This window comes from uncultured Legionella sp., from assembly GCF_937871865.1.
Classification (GTDB): domain Bacteria; phylum Pseudomonadota; class Gammaproteobacteria; order Legionellales; family Legionellaceae; genus Legionella.
The window spans coordinates 1-4575 of the sequence record NZ_CALMPD010000066.1 but is presented as its reverse complement, the minus strand read 5'-3'; the positions used below and the strand labels follow the sequence as shown (position 1 = coordinate 4575).

Below are 4575 nucleotides of genomic sequence, written 5' to 3'. Positions count from 1 at the left end.
GATGAGCTTTTTCAGAGCCATTGCTAATAATCAATTTATCGTGTGTTGGCTATAAAGTTTATAACCGCAGGTTTTCGTATTGCTAGTCCGCTGGTCTAACCAAGCAACCCGGGGTTTCTGCGTCAAAACTGAACATGACCCTTTTTTACCAGGATCCCGGGTGCGACAAGAAGCTGCACCCATCTTGCAGGTGAAAGTCCTGCTGTGGAAGGTGTAACCAGCACTACCACATAGCGAGTCTTGCGCGACCAAAGGTAACGATGGCCGTGAAACGTAGACAGCGAAACAATCGAGCCGGAACCGCAAGGTGAACGCTGTAGCCCCGAAATCAGGTTATCGTATGAGCCGACACGCTCCGGGATGTGGCAGGCAACAGGCGATGGTAAGGTTAAACTGGTGACGAACCATTGCCAAATACCGGGGTTGGAGGCGTCGGCGAGTTTGTAGAGATGGATGTAGAACTTGTGAGATCCAAATCACTCTTCATGGATGAAGTATTGCTGATTCAAGTGCGAAACACGAGGTCAGCGAAATGGTGCTTTGGAAGTCGGAGTCAGCCATAGTAGTAATGAAACAGGGTAATTCCTGCGGAGCGAAGGGCTGTCAGATAGATTAAACGTAAGAGGGAAACAGTGGCCGTACACAGCAAAGACGGAATAACATGGTTAACGAAACTCAAACGTATAGGTGAGCTCTCAGCCACCGATGATGACTTAGTGTTTAATAACCTTGGTCATCTGATTAGTGCTGATATGCTAAAGGAGCAATATCGACAGCTTGACGGGAAGAAAGCTGTTGGTGTCGATGGAGTAAGCAAACGTGCATATGGCAAGCGACTTGATGAGAACATTAACTCTCTGATTCGACGCATCCGACGTGGCACCTACAAACCAAAGCCTGCAAGGCTGACAGAAATTCCAAAGGAAGACGGCAGCACAAGGCCGCTTGCTATTTCATGTATAGAGGATAAGATTGTGCAGCTTGCTGTCAGCAATATCCTTAGTGAAATATACGAGCCCTTGTTCCTGCCCTGCTCGTTTGGGTTTCGCCCAGGTAAAAATTGCCACGATGCACTAAGGGCATTAACAGCCGCGGTATTTCCCAATGTAAATGGCGCAATAGTGGAAATCGATATACGCAAATACTTCAACACAATACCTCATGAGGCACTGATGAAGTTGCTGAATAATAAAATATCTGATCGCCGCTTCTTAAAGTTAATTGATACTTTAATTAGTGCGCCAATACTCAATGGAGATAAAGCTGTTGAGAATGTCTGTGGTTGCCCTCAAGGTTCCATCATTTCGCCAATTCTGGCGAATATTTACCTGCACTACGTCATTGATGTATGGTTTGCTGAAATTAGCAAAACACACATACGTGGCAGAGCACAAGTCATCAGATATGCTGATGATATGGTGTTCACATTTGGGTGCCCAGTAGAGGCGAAGCGCTTTTATCGGGTACTGCCAAAACGATTTGCCAAGTTTGGACTGTCTTTGCACGAAGGTAAGTCACAGCTTATCCGCGCGGGAAACTATGCAGCACAACGAGCAAACCAGAGAGGAGAACGCATACCAGTTTTCCACTTTCTAGGATTTACATGTTACTGGGGCAAGGTGAGAGCGAATTTTTGGCGGTTGAAATTTAAAAGCCGTAGAGATCGCTTTGCATCAAAACTTAAAGGACTACGCAAATTCTTATGGGATAACCTAAATGCCCGTGACCCACGGAATGTCCTACATACCGCTATAGCTGTTATTCGAGGTTGGATTAATTATCATCATATATCGGACAACAGCCATATGGTCGACGCATTTAGGGTTGAGTGTATGCGAACAATCCACCGGTGGTTTAATCGAAGAGGCAGACGCCGTCCACTTAGGTGGGATCGGTTTAATCAAATGATGCAAGGGATGGGATTCCCAAAAATGGGTAAAACAACATCGATGTTCCCGAAACACTGAATATGTGTAGGGGCACTGGTCTATCGGGAGCCGGATGCGGTAGTTCTGCATGTCCGGTTCTGAGGAGGGGCTTGCAGGAGCGATCTTGCAGGTCTACTCACCCCGGGGGTCTGTATACATTCGAAAATACGGGCATCATTTAGCAAAGAACCAATTATTTTGATTCACCAGCAGCTAAAGCAGGAGAGTTTTACCTGACGTGGAATGCGGGATGTGCACGACTTTTAGTACCAGATAATCAAAAGCCTCTACTAACTGAAATGCGGTCGAGTAAATCGGTATTAATTTCAATTATTCCCGGTGGATTAGAAATTTTATTCGATGATGAAACAGATTATCCCTTTATGATTCAAATTGCTAATGAGCAAACCGATAGGATTATTTCCAACGATGAATCAGGTACGATATTCCAGTTTTCTGTCTATATTCGCCTCGGGGAAAAATTCGCTTTTCCTGGGACAATCCAAGGTGATTCCAAATAACCAAATTCCTTTCGAATGAATTCCTTCTTATTAAGATCATGTTCGTTTTAATCAAATGAGTTCGACTTAATTAGATGGACAATTCAGGCTTTATCTGAACAACCACTGAAACGTCAATATTTATCAGGGTTCTGCAATAGGCGTACTGTGTACGCCTAAATGTTTATAAAAATTTATATTTTTTTTCGCTTGCCCGGTAATTGATCATACGCGTCATTAGGACTAATTTCCAATTGTTAATTGCTTCCTTTATTTATCACTATTTGCATCATAAAATAGGCGCGTTTCAAGCTCCGTAACCCATCTAAAGGAATTACATGTTTAAAAAAACCGGATTTCAATTTTTATTGTGCGCCTTATTGATTAGGGTTTTACCGCATATCCAGCCCAAACTGGCAATGAACTCTCTAGCGGGATAGTATTTTTCATACCAGGAGTATAGATTCTAACCCCCGGTATTTTTTATCACTAATTAATTGTTACTCTGTGGAATAGTGTAGTCACGAGTTAGTTTTTTTATATTCCTGAATACTAGCGTCAACCAAATGATCCACGGATGTCTTAACTTCCGCTGCAAAAACTGGACTTGCAATAAATTGCTTAGTTGCAATAACGGCTAGTTGCTCAGTTTCGGGTTTCTTAGTGACATTAAACATATCCATCTTTATGGGTTTTTGGTTTCTTCTAGTTGCTCCCATGTCTTTAGCAGCATCATTCCAAAAAACCAAGTTAAATTCCTTCATTTCAGCTGGTCCTGATGTGAGGATGCCTTCCTTTTTAAGCCTTTGATATGTCGAATAATTCAAGGTCAGTTTAAAATCATCTACTCTAATTTGATAGCGGTAATAATCCAATGGTGTTTTCCCATCTTTATTTTTTACATTAGGATCAGCACCGTGAGACATTAATTCACTAATCAAAGTCTCATCACGTCGCATACAAGCCCAATGTAGTGCAGTAAAACCTTCTGAACAGGCTGCATTGATGCTATTGCCATCTTTTATTAGGGCGGCTACTTTCTCTTTTTCACAATTGAAAACTGCAGCACTTAGCGGTGAATTGTTAAATCGAGCAGGTAAAAATAGAATATTAATTTGCTTACTTGTCTGTAGAATTTCGTTGAACAAGGTTTCATTAAACACCTTACATTTCTGCGTTATCGCCTCTAGTTGTTCAGGAAAACAAGTTGCTAATTCTTGTAAAGTCGATGCATTCAAATCCTCCTTTTCTTTGAATAGAACATCCTCTTTTAATATCTTATCCAATATCTCATGTTTATAAGCTGGTAGCAGACTTATAAACTTACCTAAGTCTTCTTTTAGGAAGAGTCGTAATAAGTGGTGATTGGATAGAACTGTTGGCATTACAGCACTGTCGGTCTTTGTTAAGGTATAAATCATCTCTGTAAGATGATCGAATCGTTGTAAGGATAGGAGTAATAATGTTTCATTAGTTAAAATTATTTTTAATAAGAGGTCACGCTGTGAAACTAATTGACAAATCTCAAATAAAGGGCGTAAGTTTGGCAGCCCACCACTTTCAACAAATTTTGAGAGTACGCTTGGGATTGTATTAATTTTTTCTATAATCGCATCTTTAGCTTCCGGTAGTAAATTGACTATTTCCTTAACATCATGTGCTCTGGCACAAAGGTTTTCAAGTATGCCATTATTAGCAAGAAGTAAATTAATCACGTCAGCCCGATTTGCACTAAGGCTATGTTCTGTTAAAAGGTTCAATAGTTCCCGCAGTTCTGAAAGTTGGGTAAAACGTTCTTTCATGAAACCAACATCAGTTAGTTTTTCTGGGGAATTTAATATGGAACGCAATTCAATTTTCGTTTTCATAAGTACTCTCGCTATAAATCAGATGCCGCATTATATCACTTATTGATTGAATTTTGGAAAATACTTATCATGAGTAACAGTGGTAATTCGCAGACATTGGGCATTTCTTTGTGTTTGTTTTATTCCATTACCTAAAATTTATTAATGAAGGCTTTTAACGATAAATATTTGCCATAGCCTAAATGTGTTGAAATAATTTTTTTTATTGGAACTCCTAAGGGCGCCGTCAATTTAACTTTGAGCTAGACTGTAATTTATTTACAGGAATAACGCGATGCT

Annotated in this window: 2 protein-coding genes; one reads left to right on the top strand and one right to left on the bottom strand. The window is 40.5% G+C overall.

Features of this window, described 5'->3' with window-relative positions; translation table 11 throughout:
• Positions 1–632: 632 nt before the first annotated feature.
• Entirely contained in the window at positions 633–1967 is a 1335-nt protein-coding gene (gene ltrA, locus Q0495_RS03790; protein WP_298623272.1) for a group II intron reverse transcriptase/maturase, read from the top strand.
• Positions 1968–2949: 982 nt separating this feature from the next.
• On the opposite strand, the gene Q0495_RS03785 is transcribed toward ltrA, so the two are convergent.
• Positions 2950–4296, bottom strand: coding sequence for an ankyrin repeat domain-containing protein (locus Q0495_RS03785; protein WP_298623271.1), 1347 nt, complete (start codon positions 4294–4296; stop codon positions 2950–2952).
• Positions 4297–4575 lie beyond the last annotated feature (279 nt).